Source organism: Roseovarius ramblicola (assembly GCF_042430665.1).
Taxonomy (GTDB): domain Bacteria; phylum Pseudomonadota; class Alphaproteobacteria; order Rhodobacterales; family Rhodobacteraceae; genus Roseovarius; species Roseovarius ramblicola.
In genome coordinates, this window is sequence record NZ_JBHMEC010000003.1 from 125593 (window position 1) to 148006 (window position 22414).

Annotated in this window: 22 protein-coding genes; 17 read left to right on the forward strand and 5 right to left on the reverse strand. The window is 64.1% G+C overall.

The features are described 5' to 3' along the window. Nucleotides 1–167: 167 nt before the first annotated feature. The gene (locus ACFFU4_RS02235) at nucleotides 168–638 is read right to left on the reverse strand and encodes an RrF2 family transcriptional regulator (RefSeq protein ID WP_377066616.1); all 471 of its coding nucleotides are present in this window, start codon (nucleotides 636–638) and stop codon (nucleotides 168–170) included. A gap of 178 nt (nucleotides 639–816) precedes the next feature. Between ACFFU4_RS02235 and ACFFU4_RS02240 the strand changes: the two genes are divergently transcribed. The 4 genes from ACFFU4_RS02240 (at nucleotide 817) to ACFFU4_RS02255 (ending at nucleotide 4257) form a co-directional block, all read left to right on the forward strand. Further along, nucleotides 817–2226 (forward strand): cytochrome ubiquinol oxidase subunit I, encoded by a 1410-nt coding sequence (locus ACFFU4_RS02240; RefSeq protein WP_377066618.1) that lies wholly within the window; start codon nucleotides 817–819, stop codon nucleotides 2224–2226. 12 nt (nucleotides 2227–2238) lie between these two features. Next, nucleotides 2239–3243: a cytochrome d ubiquinol oxidase subunit II gene (cydB, locus tag ACFFU4_RS02245; RefSeq protein ID WP_377066620.1), complete on the forward strand. Its 1005-nt coding sequence runs from the start codon at nucleotides 2239–2241 to the stop codon at nucleotides 3241–3243. Between the two features lie 120 nt (nucleotides 3244–3363). Continuing rightward, nucleotides 3364–3804: a DsrE family protein gene (locus tag ACFFU4_RS02250; protein WP_377066622.1), complete on the forward strand. Its 441-nt coding sequence runs from the start codon at nucleotides 3364–3366 to the stop codon at nucleotides 3802–3804. Nucleotides 3805–3870: 66 nt separating this feature from the next. Then, a complete protein-coding gene (locus ACFFU4_RS02255; RefSeq protein ID WP_377066624.1) occupies nucleotides 3871–4257 on the forward strand; it encodes a rhodanese-like domain-containing protein in 387 nt (128 codons plus the stop codon). 12 nt (nucleotides 4258–4269) lie between these two features. Here ACFFU4_RS02255 and ACFFU4_RS02260 read toward each other — a convergent pair whose 3' ends face one another. Continuing rightward, nucleotides 4270–5187, reverse strand: coding sequence for a hydrogen peroxide-inducible genes activator (locus ACFFU4_RS02260; protein WP_377066626.1), 918 nt, complete (start codon nucleotides 5185–5187; stop codon nucleotides 4270–4272). Nucleotides 5188–5283: 96 nt separating this feature from the next. On the opposite strand from ACFFU4_RS02260, the gene ACFFU4_RS02265 reads away from it, so the two are divergent. Both ACFFU4_RS02265 and ACFFU4_RS02270 read left to right on the forward strand, forming a co-directional pair. Beyond that, a complete protein-coding gene (locus ACFFU4_RS02265) occupies nucleotides 5284–5526 on the forward strand; it encodes a redoxin domain-containing protein (RefSeq protein WP_512700569.1) in 243 nt (80 codons plus the stop codon). Between the two features lie 76 nt (nucleotides 5527–5602). Beyond that, the gene (locus ACFFU4_RS02270) at nucleotides 5603–5983 is read left to right on the forward strand and encodes an MBL fold metallo-hydrolase (protein WP_377066628.1); all 381 of its coding nucleotides are present in this window, start codon (nucleotides 5603–5605) and stop codon (nucleotides 5981–5983) included. A gap of 52 nt (nucleotides 5984–6035) precedes the next feature. Here ACFFU4_RS02270 and ACFFU4_RS02275 read toward each other — a convergent pair whose 3' ends face one another. Further along, a complete protein-coding gene (locus ACFFU4_RS02275) occupies nucleotides 6036–7220 on the reverse strand; it encodes a M24 family metallopeptidase (protein WP_377066630.1) in 1185 nt (394 codons plus the stop codon). Nucleotides 7221–7387: 167 nt separating this feature from the next. Between ACFFU4_RS02275 and eutB the strand changes: the two genes are divergently transcribed. From eutB to ACFFU4_RS02325, 10 genes are all read left to right on the forward strand, one after another. Further along, nucleotides 7388–8389 carry a hydroxyectoine utilization dehydratase EutB gene (eutB, locus tag ACFFU4_RS02280; RefSeq protein WP_377066632.1) on the forward strand — a complete coding sequence of 334 codons (1002 nt, stop codon included), beginning with the start codon at nucleotides 7388–7390 and terminating at the stop codon, nucleotides 8387–8389. Beyond that, nucleotides 8379–9368 (forward strand): cyclodeaminase, encoded by a 990-nt coding sequence (locus ACFFU4_RS02285; protein ID WP_377066634.1) that lies wholly within the window; start codon nucleotides 8379–8381, stop codon nucleotides 9366–9368. Before eutB ends, ACFFU4_RS02285 begins: the two co-directional genes overlap by 11 nt. Further along, a complete protein-coding gene (locus ACFFU4_RS02290) occupies nucleotides 9365–9838 on the forward strand; it encodes an Lrp/AsnC family transcriptional regulator (protein ID WP_377066636.1) in 474 nt (157 codons plus the stop codon). The genes ACFFU4_RS02285 and ACFFU4_RS02290 overlap by 4 nt, the downstream gene beginning before the upstream one ends. A gap of 108 nt (nucleotides 9839–9946) precedes the next feature. Continuing rightward, nucleotides 9947–11422 carry an NAD-dependent succinate-semialdehyde dehydrogenase gene (locus tag ACFFU4_RS02295; protein ID WP_377066638.1) on the forward strand — a complete coding sequence of 492 codons (1476 nt, stop codon included), beginning with the start codon at nucleotides 9947–9949 and terminating at the stop codon, nucleotides 11420–11422. 79 nt (nucleotides 11423–11501) lie between these two features. After that, nucleotides 11502–12872 (forward strand): aspartate aminotransferase family protein, encoded by a 1371-nt coding sequence (locus tag ACFFU4_RS02300; protein WP_377066640.1) that lies wholly within the window; start codon nucleotides 11502–11504, stop codon nucleotides 12870–12872. A 231-nt stretch (nucleotides 12873–13103) separates the two neighbouring features. After that, nucleotides 13104–14207 carry an ABC transporter ATP-binding protein gene (locus tag ACFFU4_RS02305; RefSeq protein ID WP_377066642.1) on the forward strand — a complete coding sequence of 368 codons (1104 nt, stop codon included), beginning with the start codon at nucleotides 13104–13106 and terminating at the stop codon, nucleotides 14205–14207. 114 nt (nucleotides 14208–14321) lie between these two features. Then, nucleotides 14322–15434 carry an extracellular solute-binding protein gene (locus ACFFU4_RS02310; RefSeq protein ID WP_377066644.1) on the forward strand — a complete coding sequence of 371 codons (1113 nt, stop codon included), beginning with the start codon at nucleotides 14322–14324 and terminating at the stop codon, nucleotides 15432–15434. Nucleotides 15435–15538: 104 nt separating this feature from the next. Next, on the forward strand, nucleotides 15539–17269 hold the full coding sequence (locus ACFFU4_RS02315) for an ABC transporter permease (RefSeq protein ID WP_377066646.1): 1731 nt from the start codon (nucleotides 15539–15541) through the stop codon (nucleotides 17267–17269). Nucleotides 17270–17272: 3 nt separating this feature from the next. Next, entirely contained in the window at nucleotides 17273–18661 is a 1389-nt protein-coding gene (locus tag ACFFU4_RS02320; RefSeq protein WP_377066648.1) for an ABC transporter permease subunit, read from the forward strand. A 49-nt stretch (nucleotides 18662–18710) separates the two neighbouring features. Further along, nucleotides 18711–20330, forward strand: a complete 1620-nt coding sequence (locus ACFFU4_RS02325) for a GMC family oxidoreductase (RefSeq protein ID WP_377066650.1) — start codon at nucleotides 18711–18713, stop codon at nucleotides 20328–20330. Here the strand turns inward: ACFFU4_RS02325 and ACFFU4_RS02330 are convergent. Together ACFFU4_RS02330 and ACFFU4_RS02335 are read right to left on the reverse strand one after the other, a co-directional pair. Then, entirely contained in the window at nucleotides 20318–20935 is a 618-nt protein-coding gene (locus ACFFU4_RS02330) for a TetR/AcrR family transcriptional regulator (protein WP_377066652.1), read from the reverse strand. The two genes, ACFFU4_RS02325 and ACFFU4_RS02330, sit on opposite strands and share 13 nt — an antisense overlap. Nucleotides 20936–21055: 120 nt before the next feature. Further along, nucleotides 21056–21214: a hypothetical protein gene (locus ACFFU4_RS02335; RefSeq protein ID WP_377066654.1), complete on the reverse strand. Its 159-nt coding sequence runs from the start codon at nucleotides 21212–21214 to the stop codon at nucleotides 21056–21058. A gap of 167 nt (nucleotides 21215–21381) precedes the next feature. On the opposite strand from ACFFU4_RS02335, the gene mbfA reads away from it, so the two are divergent. Then, a complete protein-coding gene (gene mbfA, locus ACFFU4_RS02340) occupies nucleotides 21382–22359 on the forward strand; it encodes an iron exporter MbfA (protein ID WP_377066656.1) in 978 nt (325 codons plus the stop codon). The last annotated feature ends 55 nt before the right edge of the window (nucleotides 22360–22414 follow it).

Consider the following 22414-nt stretch of genomic DNA (forward strand, 5'->3'; position numbering starts at 1 on the left):
TTCCGTTCCATAAAGTTAGAAGCGTGATAAACCTTATACGCTGGACGCTCTGTGATCTGGTCACACGGGGCGCTCCAGTTATATTCGCATATCAGAATATGATGGCATATCAGATATATGAAATGTAACTTTATGTCGCAGGGTTTGCCGTGGTCGACAGACGCCTGTCAGCCCGCCGTCCGGACCGGCGCAACAATACCGTCCTGCAATGGCCCTATGCGCGCCAGAAGTGCGTCGCGGTTCGCGGCGATATCGGCGATGGTCACCCCGTCGAGCACATCGAGGAATGCTTGCGTCGCCCGTGCAAAGGTGGAGGATAGCTTGCAGATGCCGATCAGCGGGCAGGTATTGGTCTCGCGGTTAAAGCACTCCACCACGTCAAAAGGCCCCTCTGTCAGGCGTACGACCTCGCCCACGTTGATGTCTTCCGGCGCGCGGGCCAGGCGAAAGCCGCCGCCGCGCCCGCGCTGCGTCTCGATAAGCCCGGCCTTGCCCATCTCATGCACGATCTTGACGATATGCGGGCGGGCAAGGCCATGAACCTTGACCACATCGTCCACTCTCACCAGCGCGGGTGCGCGCAGCGCGGCAAGCTGAAGACACCGTAGCGCGTAGTTCGTATAGCTTGTCAGCCGCATGGGTCGTCGTCTTTCTTTTACAAAGTCAGGCCTGGGACATAGAGGTTTCATTCGGAATTTGCCACAGGGAACGCCACTGCGCCCTGCGCGGTTTCGCCACAATAAAGATATATTTTGAATATTGCATATGAGCCGATGCCACGCTAGCTCACGACCAGACCCATCGAAAGGACCGACCATGTTCGAGTCGTTCTCTGCCGAGACGTTGGCGCGGATGCAGTTCGCGTTCACTGTCTCCTTTCACATCATCCTCCCGGCTTTCACCATTGGTCTTGCAAGTTATCTTGCCGTACTGAACGGGCTCTGGCTCAAGACCCGCGACAGGACCTATCTCACGCTTTTTGACTACTGGAAGCCGATCTTTGCCGTCGCTTTCGGCATGGGGGTCGTGTCGGGCATCGTGATGTCCTATCAGTTCGGCACCAACTGGTCGGTGTTTTCCGACAGGGCCGGACCGGTGATCGGACCGCTGCTGGCCTATGAGGTGCTCTCGGCCTTCTTTCTCGAAGCGGGCTTCCTCGGCATCATGCTTTTCGGGCGCGAGCGGGTTGGCGACGCGCTACACATGTTCGCCACCGCCATGGTGGCCTTGGGCACGTTGATGTCGGCCTTCTGGATCCTCAGCGCCAATAGCTGGATGCAGACGCCGCAGGGCCACAGCGTCAACGAGGTCGGGCAATTCGTGCCCGAGGATTGGTGGGCGATCGTCTTCAACCCGTCGTTCCCCTACCGCCTCGTGCATATGGTGATGGCCGCCTACCTGACCACGGCCTTTGTCGTCGGCGGGGTCAGCGCGTTGCATCTGCTGCGCGACCGGACAAGCGCGGCAGCGCGGGTCGGCTTTTCCATGGCGATGTGGATGGCGGTAATTGTGACTCCGCTTCAAATCTATGCCGGTGACATGCACGGGCTGAACACGCTGGAGCATCAACCCGCCAAGGTCATGGCGATGGAGGGTCATTTCCAGAACCACCCCAACGGCGCACCGCTCTATCTTTTCGGCATCCCGGATCAGGAGAATCAGGAACTCGACTATGCGGTCGGCATCCCGAAGCTGTCCTCGCTCATCCTCAAGCACGACCTGAACGCGCCGCTTGACGGGCTGGAGTCTGTGCCGCGCGATGAGCAGCCCCCCGTGGGCATCGTTTTCTGGTCGTTCCGGATCATGATCGCCCTCGGCTTTGCCATGCTGGGCCTCGGTGTCTGGGCTCTTGTCCGCCGGGTGCAGGGGCGTCTCTACGACAGTCCGATGCTGCACCGCGCAGCCCTTGTGCTGGGGCCGTCCGGCTTTGTGGCGGTGCTGGCAGGCTGGGTGACCACCGAGGTCGGTCGCCAGCCCTATACCGTCTACGGCCTGCTGCGCACCGGCGACAGCCTGGCCCCCATCGACGCGCCGGCCGTCGGGGCCTCGCTCATGGCCTTCATCGTGGTGTATTTCTTCGTCTTCGGTGCGGGCTTCTTCTATCTGCTGCGCCTGATGAACCGCGCACCGGATACGGACCACGGCGACATCGACGGCCCGACGCGCAGCGCGGGCATCACTCCTGCGTCGCAACTCGACCCCGATGCCTTTGTCCCCGGCGAATAAGGAACCGATACCATGGAACTTGATCTTGCATTCATCTGGGCCAGCCTTATCGCCATTGCCGTGCTCGTCTATGTCATCCTTGACGGGTTCGACCTCGGGGTCGGCATTCTGTTCCCCTGGGCCGGGTCCAAGGCCGAGCGCGACACCGCGATGAACTCGGTCGCGCCGGTCTGGGACGGCAACGAGACATGGCTCATCCTGGGCGGCGGGGGGCTCTTTGCCGTCTTTCCACTGGCCTATGCGGTGGTGATGCCCGCGCTCTACATGCCGATTACTCTCATGCTTCTGGGGCTTGTCTTTCGCGGCGTGGCGTTCGAGTTTCGCTGGAAAACACGCCGCTGGAAACCCGTCTGGGACGTGGCATTTTTCGGCGGCTCGCTGGTGGCGGCGCTGTGTCAGGGCATCGCGCTTGGGGCGCTGGTGCAAGGGATCGAGGTCGCTGACCGCGCCTATGCGGGGGGCTGGTGGGATTGGCTAACGCCGTTTTCGGTGCTCACCGGCCTTGCAGTGGCCACGGGCTACGCCCTGCTTGGCGCGACCTGGCTGGTGATGAAAACCGAAGGCTCGCTGCAACACCGGATGCGGCGGGTGGCCTGGCCGCTGGGGGCGGCAACCCTCGGGGCCATGGGACTGGTCAGTATCCTGACACCGTTTCTCGATCCGGTCTATTTCACCCGCTGGTTCAACTTGCCCGGCAGCCTGCTCAGCGTGGTCATGCCGCTCCTTGTGCTGGTCGCGGCCTGGGCGCTCTTTACAGGGCTTGGCGACGGGCGCGACGGGCGTCCCTTTGTGGCCGCGCTGTCGCTCTTTGTGCTGGGTTTCATCGGGATCGGGATCAGCTTCTACCCGATGATGGTACCGCCCTCCCTGACCATCTGGCAGGTTGCCGCCCCCGACAAGAGCCTTGGCTTTGCGCTGGTCGGCGCGGTCGTCCTGCTGCCGCTGGTCCTCGCCTATACCGCCTATGCCTATTGGGTGTTCCGCGGCAAGGTGCGGGCCGGTGAAGGATACCACTGATGCGGCCCGCTGTGCGACGCCTCCTGTGGTTCATCGCCCTCTGGGTGCCTGGCGTCGGCGCGCTTGCCGCCGTTGCCGCAATCATCAGACTTTTCCTGTAACCGAGAAATGGATATCCCCATGAAAAAGACCCTTGTCGCGGCGGCCACGGTCGCCGGCCTCGCCACCGGCGCACAGGCGGACGGTCATGCAGCCGAGAAAAATCTCGTCACCGTCGTCACCTCCGCCGAGCCGCAAACACAGCTCATGTCGATGGTGCTGACCATGCAGGCGGTGCAGCAAGGCGCGAAAACCCGTGTTCTGCTCTGCGGTCCCGGTGGCGACATCGCCCTCAAGGATGCGCCCGACTCCGCCACCGCGCCGCAACCGCCCAAGGGGATGAGCCCGCAGGGCCTGATGACAAAGATCATTGAGGCCGGGGCCACCGTCGAGGTCTGCGCGATCTACCTGCCCGGCAAGGATGTCGGCCCCGAGGCGTTGCTTGACGGCGTGGGCGTGGCCAAGCCGCCGGCAATGGCCGGGGCCATGCTCGCCGACGATACCATCGTCTGGTCCTTCTGAACCCCACGCACGCGGCGCGGACACACCTCGCCGCGTGCCCCTTGCCCCGTCAAAAGAGGTTATCGCATGAAAACGGAAGAGACTGATCACGGCCGCCTCGAACACTGGAGCCCGCAAGATCTGGCCGAGGCATTTGCCCGGAACGAGGTGGCGATCATCGACGTGCGCACACCGCAGGAATATGCCTTCGAGCATATTCACGGCGCGCTTTTGGCGCCGCTGGCCACGTTCGAGCCGCAGAACCTGCCGTCGCAACAGGGCAAGGCGCTGGTGTTCCATTGCGGCTCGGGCGTGCGGTCGCGCAAGGTGGCCGAGGCATGTCTTGCCGCCGGCATCACCCCTGTCGCCCATCTCGAGGGCGGCTTTGGCGCGTGGAAGGCGGCCAAGCTGCCCTATGTGACCATCGACCCGGCCACGGGTGGCATCAAACGGGTCGATCCGGCCGCGGGCTGAGCGCCTCTCCGGTCACTCCGGCCGGGCCGCCCGCCGACGCAAGGCCGCCGCGAGGGTGAGAAACTCGGGCGCGCGCGGCGAACTGCGCCGCCAGACCATCGCCACCTTGCGCGGCGCGGCGCTGGGGGCCGGCACAAGGGCGATATCGTGCCCCTCGGCAATCCCGGCATCAATCGCCAACTGCGGCAAAAGGGTGATCCCCAGCCCCTCCTCGACCATCGCTACCAGCGTCGCAAGGCTGGTGGCGGCAAAGCTGCGATCCTCGCCAATATCCCCCGCCTCGAAGGCCGACAGGGCGTGGCGCTGAAGGCAATGCCCGCGTTCCAACAGCATCATCGGCCGCCCGGCGAAATCATGGCTCTCCACATGATCGCGGTTTGCCAGCGGATGCCCGCGCGCACAGGCCAACAGATAGCCATCCTCAAAAAGTGGCTCACAGGCCAGATCGCCAATGTCGAACGGCAGCGCGACGATTGCGGCATCGAGCCGCCCGTCCCTCAACCGCTCGATCAGCGGTTCGGTCAGATCCTCGCGCAGATAGAGCCTGAGCGCGGGAAACGCCTGCCGCAGATGCGGCATCGCGCGGGGCATGAGGTAAGGGCCAACCGTGGGGATGAGCCCGAGCCGCAGGTCGCCCGAAAGGACCTCGCCGCTTGCCCGGGCCAGATCGACGAGCGCTTCGGCCTCGGCAAGCGTGCGCCGCGCCCGCGCGATGATTTCTTGCCCGGTGGCGGTGATGATCACCTGTCGTTTGGTGCGCTCGGCCAGCGTCACCCCAAGCATCGCCTCAAGCTCCTGTATCGCCTTGCTCAGGGCGGACTGGCTGACATGACAACGCTCGGCGGCGCGCCCGAAATGCAACTCTTCACTGAGTGTGACGAGATATCGAAGATGACGGAGGCTGGGCAGTGTGGACACATCATATTCCATTTTGGAATTACTGCGTCAATTTTAATTCGTTTTACTCATTAAACGCAACCAAGTATCCAATCCTCACACGGCAACCGCCCATGAAAGGATCCGACCATGACCGCTGAAACACAGATTGCTTTCCCCCGGCTCAACGAGCCCGCGCCCGATTTCAACGCCCCCACCACGCACGGGCCGAAATCGCTGTCGGATTATCGTGGCAAATGGCTGGTGCTGTTTTCGCACCCGGCCGATTTCACCCCCGTCTGCACCACGGAATTCACCGCCTTCGCGGCCGAGACGCGCGCCGACGAGGGCTATGAGACAACCGACTGGTATTTCTCGACCCGCGCGCTCTGAGTTCTGCCATCTCGGACCGGCCCGGTGCGATACCGGGCCGGTCGTTCATGACCTCGCAACGAAACGAACGCCCAACATGACAAATCCAATTGTCAAAGCCTTCCACGATAGCGCCACGGGAAGCTGGCAATATGTATTCCATGATCCGCGCACGCGCACCGCGGCCATCGTCGATCCCGTGCTGGATCAGGATCCGAATACCGGGGACACGGCGACCCGCAACGCGGATAAAATCCTCGCCTGCGTCGAGGCCGCAAAGCTCGACGTGAGGTGGATCCCCCACACCCATCCCCATGCCGACCACTTTTCCGCCGCGCCCCATCTGAAGGAGCGGCTCGGGGCCCCGATCGCGATCGACGAAAGGGTCGCCGGGGGTCAGGTCCTGTGGAAGAAGCTCTGTGACCTGCCCGAGAGCTTTCCGACCGACGGCTCGCAATGGGACCGATGGACCACCTGACCCGCTTGAGAAGTTCGGTTTCCAAACGAAATCCTGCGCCGCGTGCCGCCCCTCAGTCCTTTACATACATCTTGCGCGGGCGGTTGCAGAAGGTTTCCGCCGGGCCGGTTTCCTTTATGAGGATCGACTCGGTGATTTCCAGGCCCCAGTCGGACATCCACAGCCCCGGCATGAAGTGGAAGGTCATCCCCGGCTCCAGCACGGTCTCGTCCTCGGACCGCAAGCTGATCGTGCGCTCGCCCCAATCGGGCGGGTAGCTCAGCCCGATGGGGTAGCCGCAGCGCGCGCCGCGCTCGATTCCCGCGCGTTCCAGCGGCGCGGCGAGCGCGTTGGCCACGTCGCAGGCGCGGCTACCCGCCGTCGCGGCCTCGAGCCCGGCCTCCAGCCCCTCGACCAGCGCCTTTTCCGCGTCGAGCAGGAATTGCGGAGGCTTGCCCAGAAACAGCGTTCGGCAGAACGGCGCGTGATAGCGGCGGTAGCAGCCCGAAATCTCGAAAAAGGTCGCCTCGCCGGTGGCGAACTCCCGCCCGTTCCATGTCAGGTGCGGCGCGGCGGCGTCCGAGCCCGAGGGCAGCAGCGGCACGATCGCCGGATAGTCGCCCCACGCCCCCTCGACCCCGCGAATCGCATCGCGAAAGATTTCTGCCACGACCTCGTTTTTCGGAATGCCCGGCTCGACCCGCTCGATCAGCCCGTCGGTGATCTTCTCGGAGATCGCGGCGGCCTTGCGGATGAACGCCAGCTCTTCTTCGGACTTCACGCCGCGCTGCCAGTTCACCATCGCGGTCACGTCGAGGAATGTCGCCTCGGGCAATTCCTCGCGCAGCACCTGCATCGCCTTGGCCGAGAAATAGTAATTGTCCATCTCGACGCCGATCCGCTTGTCCGCCAGCCCCATGCCGGTCAGACGTTCGGCAAGGTCCTGCATCGGGTGGCGCTCGGTGGATTGCACGTAATTGTCGGGATAGCCGATCACCCGGTCATCGGTCATCCAGACGGTTCGCACGCCGCCATTGGCGTCCTGATTGCGGCCCCACCAGATCGGATCCGCCTCGGGCAGCACGATCACCCCCTGATGCACGTAAAAGGACCAACCATCATAGCCTGTGATCCAGTGCTGGTTCGACGGATCGGTGACGAAGATCGCATCGAGATCGCGCGCGGCCATCGCCATGCGGGTTTTCTCGAGGCGGCGCTGATATTCCTGGTCGGAGAAGGGGAGGTCTTTTTCGATCATTGCGGGGCCCTTGGATTGAGTCTCTCGGTCGGCTTGGAATATTTCGTGGGGCTGCGCCCCAAGAAATACGCCACCGCATGTCGTTTTCAGGCCACGCAGTGACGCAGAGTTGACGATAGGCTGCACCCGCGCGCAGATTGCGCACAGCTTGCGAGAAGGAAATAGCGATGCGCCCGGTTCTGGCCGATGTTCACGCCGCCGCCAAGGTGATCGCCGGGGTGGCGGATGCGACGCCGCTGGTGCCCTCACCGCATATGAGCGGCGTGGCAGGCCACGACTTCCTGCTCAAGCTGGAGAACATGCAGCCCATCGGCGCGTTCAAGCTGCGCGGGGCCCTGAATGCCGTGGCGGGGGTGCAGGAGGCGGCGGGCGTCACCTGCTGCTCCACCGGCAATCACGGGCGCGGCGTGGCCTATGCCGCGCGCGAGAGGGGCATTCGCGCCGTCATCTGCATGTCCGAACTGGTGCCGCAGGCCAAGGTGGATGGCATCCGCGCCCTGGGGGCCGAGGTGCGGATTGTGGGCCGCAGTCAGGATGCCGCGCAGGCCGAGGCCGAACGGCTGGTGGCCGAGGAGGGGCTGACGCAAATCTCGCCCTTCGACGACCCGCTGGTGATCGCGGGCCAAGGCACCATCGGGCTGGAGATCATGGCAGCGCGGCCCGATATCGAGGTGCTGCTGATACCCTTGTCAGGCGGCGGGCTGGCCGCCGGTGTGGCGATGGCCGCGAAGGCGATCAAGCCGTCGCTCCGCGTGGTCGGGATCAGCATGGACCGTGGCGCCGCGATGCATGAGAGCCTGCGTGCGGGCCGCCCTGTCGAGGTCGAGGAGGTGGCGAGCCTCGCGGATTCCCTCGGTGGTGGCATCGGCATGCAGAACCGGCTGAGCTTTCCGATGTGCCGCGATCTGCTGGACGAGGTGGTGCTCGTCACCGAGGACGAAATCTACCACGCCATGCAGGTGCTCTATTACGAGGACCGGATCGTGGCAGAAGGGGCCTGCGTGGTGGGCCTCGCGGCGGTGCTGTCGGGCAAGGTGAGTGTCACAGGACGGACCGCCACCATCATCACCGGCCGCAATCTGGATATGGAGATGTTCACCCGGGTCGTCACCGGGCAGGACGTGAAACTGGGCGACACCGTGATCGAGGGCAAGCGATATGGCACATGACATCCGGATCGTGACCGAGGCGGAGTTGCGCGGGGCGGTAGGGCTGGATCTCGATACTGTGAAGGTGATCGAGCGGGCCTTTGGCGCACTTTCGGATGGCGGGGTGGTGATGCCGCCGGTGATGTCGATGGACCTCGCCGAGGCGCATGGCGAGGTGGATGTGAAAACCGCCTATATCCCCGGCTTTGACGGCTTCGCGATCAAGGTCAGCCCCGGATTTTTCGACAATCCCAAGCTGGGATTGCCCAGCCTCAACGGGCTGATGATCCTGTTTTCGGCCCAAACCGGGCTGGTCGAGGCAGTGTTTCTGGACAATGGCTACCTGACCGATCTGCGGACCGCGGCGGCGGGGGCGGTTGCGGCGCAATATCTCGCACCCGACCTCGTCCACACGGCAGGGGTGATCGGCACCGGCGTGCAGGCGCGGCTTCAGGCAAGGGCGGCGCGGCTGGTGCGGCCCTATGACCGGCTGCTGATATGGGGTCGGGATGCCGGCAAGGCGCGCGCCTGCGCCGACGACCTGGCGGACCTCGAATGCGATATCCGCGTGGTCGACGACCCCGCCGATCTGGTGCGGGCTAGCCAACTGGTGATCACCACCACACCCGCCCGGGAACCTGTGATCAAGGCCGCGTGGCTGCACCCCGAGTTGCACATCACCGCGATGGGATCGGATCAGGCGGGCAAAAACGAGATCGACCCGCAGGCGCTGGTGCAGGCCGATCTTTACGTCGCCGACCGCGCCCCGCAGGCGCAATCCCTGGGCGAATTGCGCGCGGCATTGGAGGCGGGGCTCTGGGCCGAGGATAGCCCGTTGGAACTGGGCGACGTGATCCGGGGCCGCGCGCGCGGGAGGCGCACCGCGGCGGAGGTGACGATCTGCGACCTGACCGGCACCGGCGTGCAGGACACGGCGATCGCCACCCATGTGATGGCGCACCTTGCGGGCCGCGACGTGGGCACTGTGATCCATACATGAAACTCGACGCGCGCGATCTCGAAATCCTGCGGGTGCTGGCCGACGAAGGGCGCATCACCAAGGCGCAATTGGCGGCTCGCGTCGGCCTTTCGGCGAGCCCCTGCTGGGAGCGGCTCAGGCGGCTGGAAGAGGCTGGGCTGATCGAGGGCTATCACGCCCGCATCAGCCTCAAGAAGCTGGGGCCGCATGTGACGGTCTTTGTCGCGGTGGAGTTGGCCGACCACACCCCCGCGAAATTCCGCGCCTTCGAGGACAGCGTGCAGCATTACGGCGAGGTGACGGCCTGTTGGGCGCTGGGCGGCGGGTTCGACTATCTCATGCAGATCGTGACCCGCGACATCGACGCCTATCAGCGCCTGATCGACGAGATGCTGGAAGCGCGGATCGGGCTTGCGCGGTATTTCACCTATATCGTGACCAAGCCGGTCAAATCCCCGCGCCTGCCACCGCTCGAGATGTTTTTCGGATGATTCTCCTGTTTGGTTGATAAAAATAAGAAGAAAAAACTGAAAGCCGGCACAACATCAGCCTCTCCCTCTGCCCACGCAGCATATTTTTCTGCGGGAAAGGAGGGCCACATGTCCGATTCAGCGATCTGGACCCGTAACGGGATCACCGACACGCGTCTCATGCGCAACTTTGCCTATCTGGGCGGCAAATGGGTGGCGGGCGAGGATAATGCCACCATCGCCGTCGCCAACCCCGCCGATGGCAGCGCGCTGGGCGACGTGGCGAGCCTCACCGCCGATCAGGCACGGCTGGCGGTGGATGCCGCGCAGGAAGCGTTCGAAGATTGGGCGGTGACCCTACCGCAGGACCGCTCCGCAATCCTGCGCCGCTGGTTCGACCTGATGATCGAGCACAAGGAAGATCTCGCGCGGATCATGGTGCTGGAACAGGGCAAGCCCCTGTCGGAAGCGCGCGGCGAGATCGACTATGCGGCCAGCTTCGTGGAATACTACGCCGAGGAATCCAAGCGCCCCAATATCGAGGGCGTGACCAGCCACCTGCCCGATGCAGAGGTCGAATTGTGGCTGGAGCCGGTGGGCGTCGCTGCCCTCATCACCCCGTGGAATTTCCCCGCCGCGATGCTGACGCGCAAGGCGGCGGCGGCGATGGCGGCCGGCTGCACCGTGGTGGCGCATCCGAGCGGAGAGACGCCTTATTCGGCGCTGGCGCTGGCCGAACTGGCCGAGCGCGCGGGCATCCCGGCGGGGGTGTTCAACGTGGTCACGGGCCGCGCGGCAACCGTGGTGGAGCCTTGGACCCAGGACCCCCGCGTGCGCGCGCTGAGCTTTACCGGTTCGACCAATATCGGGCAGTTGCTCTATCGCCAATGCGCGGGCACGGTGAAGAAACTGGTCATGGAACTGGGCGGCCACGCCCCGGTGATCGTGTTCAAGAACGCCGATCTGGAAACCGCGGTCACGGAATCGATCAAGGCGAAATTCGCCACCTCCGGGCAGGATTGCCTGGGAGCCAACCGCATCTATGTCGAGCGCGCGATCTATGACGAGTTCTGCCGCCGCTTTACCGACGCGACACAGACACTCAAAATCGGGCGCGGCATGGACGACCCCGATATCGGGCCGCTGATGAACGAGCAAGCAGTGCAGAAGCAGGAAGAGCATGTGGCGGACGCGCTCAAGCACGGCGCAAAACTGGCCTGCGGCGGCAAGCGTGACGATCTCGGGCCGCTCTTCTACCAACCCACTGTGCTGACCGATGTGCCGGATACGGCGGCGATCATGTGCGACGAGACCTTCGGCCCGGTGGCCGCAATCACGCCGTTCGACACCGAGGACGAGGTGGTGCGCCGCGCCAATGCGACCGAATTCGGCCTCATCGCCTATCTGCACAGCCATGACCCACGCCGCATCTACCGCATGACGCGGGCGCTGCAATTCGGAATGGTGGCGGTCAACCGCACCAAGGTCACCGGCGCGCCCATTCCCTTTGGCGGGGTCAAGCAGTCGGGGCTGGGCCGCGAAGGCGCAAGGCGCGGCATGGAGGAATTCATGGAGATCAAGTATGTCTGCCGCGATTGGGCGTGAGCAGACCAAATCCTGAAAAGATTTCAGCCCGGAATTTTTTGAAAAATTCCGGGCCCCAGAACAAGCGAAAGGAACAAAGATGCTGCGAAACGACCAACTCGATCAATGGGATCGCGAAAACTTCTTCCACCCCTCGACGCATCTCGCGCAATTCGCGCGCGGTGAGGCCCCGAACCGGATCATCACCGGCGGCACCGGCAGCCATATCGAGGATCGCGAAGGCAATCGGCTGCTCGATGCCTTCGCCGGACTCTACTGCGTCAACGTCGGCTACGGCCGTCAGGACATCGCCGATGCGATCGCCGAGCAGGCCAAGGAACTGGCCTATTACCACGCCTATGTCGGCCACGGCACCGAGGCGTCGATCACACTGTCGAAGATGATCCTCGACCGCGCACCCGATCATATGTCCAAGGTCTATTTCGGCCTCTCGGGCAGTGACGCCAACGAGACCAACATCAAGCTGATCTGGTATTACAACAACATCCTCGGCCGGCCCGAGAAGAAGAAGATCATTTCGCGCTGGCGCGGCTATCACGGCTCTGGCCTGATGACCGGCTCGCTCACGGGGTTGCACCTTTTCCACCAGAAATTCGACCTGCCGCTGAGCCAAGTGATCCACACCGAGGCGCCCTATTACTATCGCCGCGACGATGTGAGCATGTCCGAGGACCAGTTCGTCGCCCATTGCGCGGCGGAACTTGAAGCGATGATCGAGCGCGAGGGAGCCGACACCATCGCCGCCTTTATCGGCGAGCCGGTTCTGGGAACGGGGGGCATCGTGCCGCCGCCCGCCGGATACTGGGAGGCGATCCAGCCGATCCTCGAGAAACACGACATCCTGCTCATCGCCGACGAGGTCGTCACCGGTTTTGGCCGTCTCGGCACGATGTTCGGCTCCGAGCATTACGGGCTCAAGCCTGACCTCATCACCATCGCCAAGGGACTGACCTCGGCCTATGCACCGCTCTCGGGCAGCATTGTCAGCGACAAGATGTGGAAGGTGCTGGAACAGGGCACCGACGAGAATGGCCCCATCGGCCACGGCTGGACCTATTCGGCGCATCCCATCGGGGCGGCGGCAGGAGTGGCGAACCTCAAGCTGCTGGATGATCTGAACCTGATCGCCAATAACCGCGAGGTCGGCGGCTATCTCAACAAGACCATGACCGAGGCGCTCGGGCATCACCCCAATGTCGGCGAGGTTCGCGGCGAGGGCATGCTCTGTGCCGTGGAATTCGTCAAGGACAAGGACAGCCGCACTTTCTTTGACGCCGCCGACAAGATCGGTCCGCAGATCGCGAGTGCGCTGGTGGCCGATAACGTCATTGGCCGGGCGATGCCGCAGGGCGACATCCTGGGATTTGCCCCGCCTTTCTGCCTGACCAGGGCGGAGGCCGACGAGGTGGTCGAAAAGACCTGCCGCGCGGTGCGGGCAGTGCTGGGATAAAGTCCTCCGCCGGACCCGGATCAGATTAAAATTGGTGTGGCCCCGAGGCAGGGCTACACCGCAAATTGCAGGACAATCGCCCGGAATCGCTCAACATGCAGTCGGTTTGGCCTGCAACGGCGCGAATTCTCAAGAATTCGCCGCTTGATGCTTGCAACAGATGGCGTTTGTCGGTTTAGACTGCACGCAAAGCGGGGCACACCGCAGCGAAATAAACACAGGGAGCCGCAATTGGCCGATACCGCGATCAACGATGCGTTCGTTGCTTTCGAGCGCGTGCAAAAGAGCTACGATGGCGAGCTGCTCGTCGTCAAAGACCTTAACCTGAGCATGCCGAAGGGCGAGTTCCTGACCATGCTGGGACCGTCGGGCTCTGGCAAGACCACCTGCCTGATGATGCTGGCCGGGTTCGAGACCGCCACCCACGGCGAGATCAAGCTCAAGGGCGATCCGATCAACAACATCCCGCCGCACAAGCGCGGCATCGGCATGGTGTTCCAGAATTACGCCCTGTTCCCGCACATGACGGTGGCCGAGAACCTGTCCTTTCCGCTGGAGGTGCGCAAGATCGGCAAGTCCGAGCGCGAGGGAAAGGTCAAGCGCGCGCTGGACATGGTGCAGATGGGCGATTTTGGCGGGCGCCGCCCGGCGCAGCTCTCGGGCGGGCAGCAGCAGCGCATCGCATTGGCCCGCGCGCTGGTGTTCGAGCCCGAGCTGGTGCTGATGGACGAGCCGCTGGGCGCGCTCGACAAACAGTTGCGCGAACACATGCAGTTCGAAATCACCAACCTGGCGCACGAACTGGGCATCACCGTGGTCTATGTGACCCACGATCAGACCGAGGCGCTGACCATGTCCGACCGTGTGGCGGTGTTTGACGATGGCCGCATTCAGCAGCTTGCCCCGCCCGACGAGCTCTACGAAAGCCCGCAGAACAGCTTCGTGGCGCAGTTCATCGGCGAGAACAACACGCTGGGCGGTGCAGTCAAGGAGGTCAAGGACGGCTTTGCCCTGGTCGAATTGGACGGCGGCGGATTGATCGACTGCAAGGCCGTCAATGTCGAGAAGCCCGGGGACCGCACCCTCATCTCGATCCGCCCGGAGCGGGTGGAAACCAACATGGACCGGCTCAACACCGACGCCCACACGCTTGATGCCGAGGTGCTGGAATTCATCTACATGGGCGATGTGTTCCGCACCCGTCTGCGTGTGGCCGGGCGCGATGATTTCATCATCAAGACTCGCAACTCGGCGGACCAGACGCGGCTCACGCCGGGCTCCAAGATCAAGATCGGCTGGCAGCCCGAGGATTGTCGCGCGCTGGATGCCGTCTAGGTCTTGACGTGTTCGCGCCCGCCGGAAACGCGGGCGTGTGACCCCAGAGGTTCCGCTGTTCAACCCGTAGCACGGAGCCCGACAAGTGAAACGGGACTTACTTGGGAGAATGACATGAAACTCACGACGACCCTAATGACCTCGACCGCGCTTACCGTCGCGGCCGGGGTTGCCTCCGCGCAGGATATGGCCGACGACATGACGCTGGTCTCCTGGGGCGGCGCCTACCAGGCAAGCCAGCAGAACGCCTATGCCGAACCCTACAAGGAGAACAACCCGGAGGTGTCGATCACCTGGGACGAAAGCTCCAACGAGGCGGTGGCCAAGCTGCGCGCCATGAACGAGGCCGGCAACATCACCTGGGACCTCGTGGACGTGGTAGCGGCCGACGCGATGCGCCTGTGCGACGAGGGCCTCGCGATGGAGATCGACCATGACGAGGCGCTCGCCGCCGCACCCGACGGCACCGAGGCCAGCGACGATTTCGGCGACCTGATCGTCAGCGATTGCTTCGTGCCGCAGATCGTCTATTCCACCACCTTCGGCTATCGCACCGACATGGTGCCCGAAGGAGCCGAGGCCCCGAACGACATCTGCGACGTCTGGGACACCGAGACCTATCCCGGCAAGCGCAGCCTCGAGAAGCGCCCGATCAACAACATGGAATGGGCCCTGCTCTGCGATGGCGTGGCCAAGGGCGAGGTCTATGACGTGCTGGCCACCGACGAGGGCCAGCAGCGCGCGCTCGACAAGCTGGACGAGATCAAGGACGACGTGATCTGGTGGTCGGCCGGCGCGGACACGCCGCAGCTTCTGGCCGATGGCGAGGTCGTCATGGGGTCGACCTATAACGGCCGCCTGTTCTCGGCGATCGTGGAGCAGGATCAGCCGATCGCGATGATGTGGGACGCGCAGGTGTTCGACCTCGACGGCTGGATCGTTCCGGCCGGCCTGCCGGAGGACCGTCTCGCCCGCGTGATGGACTTCCTGCGTTTCGCCACGGACACGCAGCGTCTGGCCGACCAGGCCAAGTACATCAGCTACGGCCCCGCGCGTGAATCCTCGGCTCCGCTGGTCGGCGAGCATGCCGAGCTCGGCATCGAGATGGCGCCGCACATGCCGACCGATCCGGGTAACGCCGCGAACACGTTCCTCTACAACTACGAGTTCTGGGCGGACTACCGCGACGACATCGACGCCAAGTTCCAGGCGTGGCTGGCCCAGTAAGGGCCCGTCTTCCGGAAGGGGCCGCAATGGCCCCTTCCACCCTTTCATTGGTTTGATCCTTTCTTGATCCTTTGAAGACCCAGATAAAGACCGGCGGGGACGATATGAGCAATGTGACAGACGCCACTGCGGGTGCAAGCGGGCCGGTGCCGGGCAATGGCCGCGCCGGAGCCGTGCAAGACGATGACGGCCCGGTTCTGGCCGCCGACGGACGCCCGCTGAAACAGACGCTGCGGCGCACGCTCCGCCGCGAGAAGATGCGCGCGCTCGCACTGATCGCGCCGCTGCTGTTTTTCGTGGTCATCACGTTCATCATCCCGATTCTGTCGATGCTCATGCGCTCGGTCGAGAACGAGATCGTGCAGAGCACCATTCCCGAGACGGTGCAGGCATTGCAGTCCTGGGACGAACAGGGCACCGAGCCGCCGGGCGAAGCTGTGTTCGCCCACCTGTATTTCGACCTGTTCAAGGCCGCCGAGGCCAAGGAACACACCAAACTCGGCAGCAGGCTCAATTACGAACAGCCGGGCCTGTCCTCCATGTTCCGCGGCACCGGGCGCGACCTCGACGACATGGGCGAGGAATTCCAGGACGTTTTGGAAGAGATCGACCCGGCTTTCGAAGAGGCGGCGTTCTGGTATGAGCTGCTCTCGGGCGAGGGCGGCGGCGCATATCTGGACAGGCGGCGCGCGCTATATGCAGAGTTGACAGGCGAGGACATGGACGGCGAGGTGGGTTTCACCCCATCGGCGGACATGGTGGAGATGCTGCCCTGGACCACCAAGGCCTATACCGATTTCGCCATCTGGACCGCGGTCGAGGCAGGGGACGTGGTGGCCGAGGAAGAGCCGTGGGAGGCCGTTTATGCCGGCCTCGGCCAGGACCTGCGCAACCCCGACACGGTGGCCGCGATTGAGGCCTATTCCGGCCCTTGGTCCACCACCCTCAAGGCCGCGGCAGAGAACCGCGACCGTCTCCCGCAACAGAGCTTTCATGACATGTTCGTGGCCTCGGACAAGGACTGGGGCAAACTGCAGGAGTGGCGTACCATCGCGCTCTATAGCCCGCCGGTCACCGCCGGATACTTCCTCAATGCGGTGGACATGACCAAAACCGTGGACGGGATCAAGGCACGTCCCGAAACCCAGCAAATCTACCTGACGCTGTTCCAGCGCACGCTGATCATGTCGCTGATCATCACCGGGTCCTGCATCCTGCTGGGCTATCCGGTGGCATGGCTGCTGGCCAACCTGCCGCTGCGCACGGCAAACGTGCTGATGATCCTCGTGCTGCTGCCGTTCTGGACCTCGCTGCTGGTGCGCACCTCCGCATGGAAGGTACTGTTGCAGCAACAGGGGGTGATCAACGAGATCCTTGTCTGGCTGGGCTTCGTCGATGATGCGAACCGGCTCATCCTGATGAACAACGCCACCGGCACGGTCATCGCGATGACGCATATCCTGCTGCCGTTCATGATCCTGCCTCTCTACTCGGTGATGAAGACCGTCCCGCCCAGCTACCTGCGCGCGGCCAAGTCGCTGGGTGCCACCAACTGGACGGCATTCTGGCGGGTCTATTTCCCGCAATCGGTGCCGGGCATCGGTGCGGGCTCGATCCTCGTCTTCATCCTGTCCATCGGCTACTATATCACGCCGGAAATCGTGGGCGGCACCAGCGGTGTCTTCATCTCGAACCGGATCGCCTATCACATCTCGTCGTCGCTCAACTGGGGGCTGGCCGCAGCGCTGGGCAGCATCCTGCTGATCGTGGTTCTGGCGCTCTACTGGTGCTACGACCGGATCGTGGGCATCGACAACGTGAAACTGGGAGGCTGACGCATGTCCAACCTGACCGTCGATATCCCGCGCCCGCCGTTCAACAGCTTCACGCTGCCGCTGATGGCGGCCTTTGCCGGATGCTTCGGCTTTGTGGTGGGCAATGTCTTTGCCCAGCCCCTGATCGGCTTCCTCGTCGGGGCGGTGATCGGGACGGGGGTGGCGTTTCTCGCGCACACAATGCCTGACAGCCGCCGCAACGTCCGCCTCGGGCTGATCGCCGCCTTCGGGCTAATTGGTCTTGTTCTCGTCGGGCCCGGCGCTCTGGTTGCGGGGCTGCTGATCGGAGCGATCCTGAGCTGGGCCGCCTACTGGCTGAACAGTGGCAGATACCGCAGCACCGTGCCGATCTACTACACCGCCGGGCAGACGCTGTGGCACAACACCTTCCTGTTCATCTGCGGGCTGGTGTTCTTCTTCCTGATCGCGCCGCTGATGCCGGTGATGTGGCTGAGCTTCAACGCGGAAAACTTCTTTACCTTCACGCCCGAGATGCTGAACTTCCAGCCCGAAGGATACAGCCTCAAGCACTACCGTGACTTCTTCAGCGGCGGCGGCCACCCGCTGAACGGCCTGCTTTACGGCGCGGTGATCGGCGCTGCGCTGGGTGCGGCGGTGCAATTTCTGCCCAATGCCCAACGCAGCCTGGCGAAGATCGCGGTCTATGGCATTGTCGGCACGCTGATCGGCGTCGTCGTGGGCAAGATGTGGGGCGTAGAGGGGGCCGAGTGGATGACCCCGCTCAAGAATTCGTTGATCATCGCGCCTTTCGCCACGCTGATCTCGGTCAGCCTCGGCACACTGGCGGCCATCGGGCTGAGCCAGAGCCACGTCCCCGGTCGGCAGGCGATCATGGCGATCCTGATCTCGCCGATGATCGTGCCGCTGATCATCTCGGCCACCGGCATGTTCTTCTTCTACGCACCGCTGGGCAACTGGCTCGAGGCCAATCTCGGGCTGAACCAGGCGTTCGTGGGCTATGTCAAGGTTATCCTCGCCCATGCCGCACTCGGGGTGCCCTTTGTCATTATCACGGTGACGGCCACGCTCGTGGGCTTCGACAAGTCGCTCACGCGCGCCGCGGCCAACATGGGCGCTGACCCGGTGACGACGTTCTTCCGGGTGCAAATGCCGCTCATCCTGCCGGGGGTGATCTCGGGCGGGCTGTTCGCCTTCATCACCTCCTTCGACGAGGTGGTGGTGGTTCTCTTCGTGGGCTCTGCCCAGCAGCAGACGCTGCCATGGCAGATGTTCACCGGCCTGCGCGAACAGATCAGCCCGACGATCCTCGCGGCGGCCACGATCCTCGTCACCATCTCCATCTGCCTCCTGACCACGGTGGAATTGCTGCGCCGCCGGTCGGAACGGCTGCGGGGGATCAGCCCGGGATGACGCGACGTCCTGCTTGGCCCGCCAATCAAGGCGGGCCTAGCGTGGTCGCATGGCTTATGACTACATCATCGTCGGCGGTGGCTCTGCAGGCTGTGTCATGGCGGCGCGACTGAGCGAGGACGCGGCCACAAGCGTTTGCCTGATCGAGGCGGGCGGCGGCGGGCGCGACATCTTCGTGCGTGCCCCCGCACTGGTGGCGGCGATGGTCTCGGGCCGCCCGCGCATCAACAACTGGGCCTTTCACACAGTACCCCAACCGGGGCTCGACGGGCGGCGCGGATTCCAGCCCCGAGGTCGCGCCCTGGGCGGGTCGAGCGCGATCAACGCCATGCTCTATACGCGCGGCCATTCGCGCGATTACGACGAATGGGCCGAACTCGGCTGCGACGGCTGGGACTGGCAAAGCGTGCTGCCGTGGTTTCGCCGCGCCGAAGGGAACGCCACGCTGGGCGGCGAGTTGCACGGGCGCGACGGACCGCTCAAGGTCCGCGAACAGGATACGCCGCGCGTCATTTCCAGTGCCTTCATCGACGCCTGCGAAGCCTTGCAAATCCCGCGCAACCCCGATTTCAACGGGCCGCAGCAGGAGGGGGCGGGACTCTATCAGGTCACGCAATTCGCCGATGGCCCACACAAGGGCGAGCGCTGCTCGGCCGCTGCCGCCTATCTCTTTCCGGCCATGGCGCGGCCCAATCTCACGGTGATTCCGCGCGCGCGGGCCGAGCGCATCCTCTTTGACGACGGCCGCGCCACCGGTCTGCGCTACCACCGCCGGGGCCGCAGCCACCTGGTTCGTGCGCGGCGCGAAGTGATCCTCTCGGCCGGTACATTCGGCTCGCCACACCTGCTCAAGCTCTCGGGCATCGGCCCGGGCGCGGAGCTCGCCCGGCACAGCATCGGCGTCGTGCACGACCTGCCCGGCGTGGGCGAGAACCTTCAGGACCACCTCGACTACATCCTCGCCGAGACATCGCGGCGCGACGACGTGGTCAGCCTCGGGCCGAGGGGGCTGTGGCACCTGGGCAAGGCGGCGCTGCGCTGGCGGCGGACCGGTGCGGGCCATTTCGCCACTCCCTATGCCGAGGCCGGGGCCTTCCTGCGTTCCACGCCCGGCCTCGACCGGCCCGACCTGCAATTGCATTTCGTCATCGGAATCGTCGAGAACCACATGCGCACCCTGCATTTCCGGCCCGGGTACTCCTGCCATGTGTGTGTGTTGCGGCCCCACAGCCGGGGCCGGGTGACACTCGCCTCGCTCCGGCCCGCCGACGCACCGCTGATCGACCCTGGCTTTCTCAGCGATTCGCGCGATCTGTCGCTGATGATGACCGGCGCGCGGCGGATGGACGCGATCCTTTCTGCACCGCCTCTCGCGCCGTGGCGCAAGGCCCGCCTCCACGACCATGACCGGAGCGACGCCGCGCTGGAACGCGATATCCGCGCCCGCGCCGACACGATCTATCACCCTGTGGGCACCTGCGCGATGGGGCGCGGCGAGATGGCTGTGGTCGACGCCCAAGGCCGCGTGCACGGCGTGGCAGGGCTGCGCGTGGCCGATGCCTCGATCATGCCGCGCCTTGTGGGAGGCAACACCAACGCCCCCACCATCATGATCGCGGAAAAGATCGCCGGGGAGATGACCGGGCGCGGACCGGATCAGGCGCGGTAGCGCGCGAGGAACATCTCCACCGCGCCGGTCACGACGCGCTCGATATCGGCCTCGGTCGGGTTGTCGCACATGCCGCAGAGCGACCGCACGAACAGGTCGCCCTTGCACAATTCGCCAAACTGGTTGGCGGCAAGGTCCATATCGTCGATGTGCAGTATTCCGGCGGCGACATAGGGGGCCAGAAGCCGGCTCATCCGCTCGCGCACGAGCGCCGGGCCAGAGGCGTAGAACCGACGCCCGAGCTCGGGGAAGCGGTGGGATTCGGCGACACAGATACGAAACACCTGTTGCCCGAAATCCGACAGGAAGAAGCGCACGATCCGGCTCGCGGCCTCGTGCAGGACCTCCTCGATCGGCGCACTGGAACCGATCACCTCGATCGCCTCCTCCGCCTGCCGGTTGCACTCGATCCGCGCCACCTCGGAGAACAGCAGCCGCTTGTCGGGAAAGTAGCTGTAGAGGGTCGCCTTGGAGACCTGCGCCTCACGCGCGATCTCGTCCACGCTTGCCCCCTCGAACCCATCACGCATGAACACAGCACGCGCGCCTTCGAGCACCTGATCGAACTTGCGGCCCTTCTTGATCTCGGCGGCGGGTGCCGACATGCGCTTCCTCCCGGCAGGTCCGGGCAGTCTATGCGGGCAGGGCCGGCATCCGCAAGCACATCTCCGTGTGCCCCGGCAGGAAGCGGGCCGCCTGCTTTGGGCGGGCGGCCCGTGCGCGCGTCAGCGATCCATCCCGGCAGGTCCCTGCGTCACCGGTTGCGGTGCCGGTTCGGGATAGGTGAGCGTGGGGAAAAGACTACTCATATCGACGTTGAAGGCCGCTGCCGGAGCGGCGGCAAGCGTAAGGCCAATTGCGAGGGCGGTCAGGGTGGGTTTCATTGTGCTCTCCTTTGTCTGAACTGTTCGGTTCACCTTATCTAAACTAAACAGTTCATATATCAAGGGGCATCTGAACTAATCCGTTCAGTTTCTCCGGTGCTATCTCCTTGCACCCGTGCCAATTTGCGTTAGATTAGAACACTTCTAAACAACTCACCGAGACACCCATGCTTCCCCAAATCTCGTCCCGCCGCCGTTTCGCCGACCTCTCCGAGCAGGAAATCCTCGCACTCGCCATCTCCTCCGAGGAGGACGACGCACGCATCTATCGGACCTATGCCGAGAGCCTGCGCGCCGACTATCCCGATACAGCCGCCATGTTCGAGGGTATGGCACGGGAAGAAGACAGCCACCGGCAGCGCTTGATCGAGCTGCACCAAGCCCGTTTCGGCGAGGTCATCCCGCTCATCCGGCGCGAGCATGTGGCGGGTTTTTACGCGCGCCGCCCTGTCTGGCTGGTGGAGAATCTCGGAATCGCGCGCATCCGCGACGAGGCCGAAGCGATGGAGCATGACGCCGAGGTTTTCTATCTCAAGGCCGCAAAGCGCAGCACCGACGCCGCTACCCGCAAGCTACTCGGTGACCTCGCCGCTGCCGAGGCTGGGCATCAGACCCGCGCCGGAGAACTGGAAGCCGAGCACCTCGATGATGACTCGCGCGCCGTCGAGGAGCGCACCTCGCACCGCCAATTCGTGCTGACATGGGTGCAGCCGGGGCTCGCGGGGTTGATGGACGGTTCGGTCTCGACTCTGGCACCGATTTTTGCCACCGCCTTTGCCACGCAGGACACCTGGACCACCTTTCTCGTCGGCCTCGCCGCAAGCGTCGGCGCCGGCATCTCGATGGGCTTCACCGAAGCGGCGAGCGACGATGGCGAACTTTCTGGCCGCGGCAGCCCGGTCAAGCGCGGCTTCGCCTCGGGCGTGATGACGACGGTGGGCGGCCTCGGCCACGCCCTGCCCTACCTGATCCCCGATTTCTGGACCGCGACGATCATTGCCTTTGTCGTCGTCTTCATTGAATTGTGGGCCATCGCCTGGATTCAGAACCGCTACATGGACACGCCGTTCCTGCGCGCGTCCTTTCAGGTGGTGCTGGGCGGCGCGTTGGTCTTTGCCGCCGGGGTGCTGATCGGAAGCGGGTAGCGAGGGGAAGAGCATTGAAAGCAATGCTTTCGAAAAAGATTAGAATTAATTCCTT